2 protein-coding genes are annotated in these 523 nt (G+C 46.1%); both read left to right on the forward strand.

Going from position 1 to position 523, the window contains the following annotated elements; genetic code table 11:
• The first annotated feature begins 117 nt into the window (after positions 1-117).
• Positions 118-261: an MMPL family transporter gene (locus ACLWS4_RS37370; protein WP_416876479.1), complete on the forward strand. Its 144-nt coding sequence runs from the start codon at positions 118-120 to the stop codon at positions 259-261.
• An 8-nt stretch (positions 262-269) separates the two neighbouring features.
• The coding region (locus tag ACLWS4_RS37375) for a hypothetical protein (RefSeq protein WP_416876478.1) at positions 270-523 on the forward strand (254 nt) is incomplete at its 3' end.

The raw sequence follows: 523 nt of genomic DNA on the forward strand, positions 1-523 counted from the left end.
ACAATGAATGGATTTACACACTTGACGGAATTTTCAGCCCATTTTAAATAGACGATATTTTATTGACGATGATTTTGTTTTCGCCTAATATACATCGTGTACGATATATCGGATACGATGTATATTAGGGAATTCAATGATAAATATGCAGGGGAGCGGAGCGCAGCATTAACCGTCATTTTTATTCTCGTTGTGCTGGTGATTGTGTTCCGCTCCGTTGTGACCCCGCTCGTCTCGTTGGCGGCTGTCGCTTTTTCCTAGATAAGCAGATGATTATGGTAACGGACGGCTTGTCGCAAACGCAGAACGGTGTAGACCAAATCAATGCTGGATTAAAGACAGCGCGGGAGAAACTCGGATCCGCCGATTTTTCCAAAGTGAACGACATGGTAGATGGAACCGCCAAACTTGAAAACGGAATGGGCGCTCTCGCGACCGGACTTAAAAAATTCCAAAACGGCATTGGCAATGGGCCCGGCCAGCCGGAAACACTGGCAAGCGGCATCGCCACCATTGAAAAAAA

The organism is Kitasatospora sp. SC0581 (assembly GCF_048159585.1).
In the GTDB taxonomy this organism is placed as follows: Bacteria; Actinomycetota; Actinomycetes; order Streptomycetales; family Streptomycetaceae; genus Kitasatospora.

Coding starts and splice junctions, on each gene's coding strand:
- ACLWS4_RS37370 (WP_416876479.1), top strand. CDS start 118: ATGTATATTAGGGAATTCAATGATAAATATGCAGGGGAGCGGAGCGCA.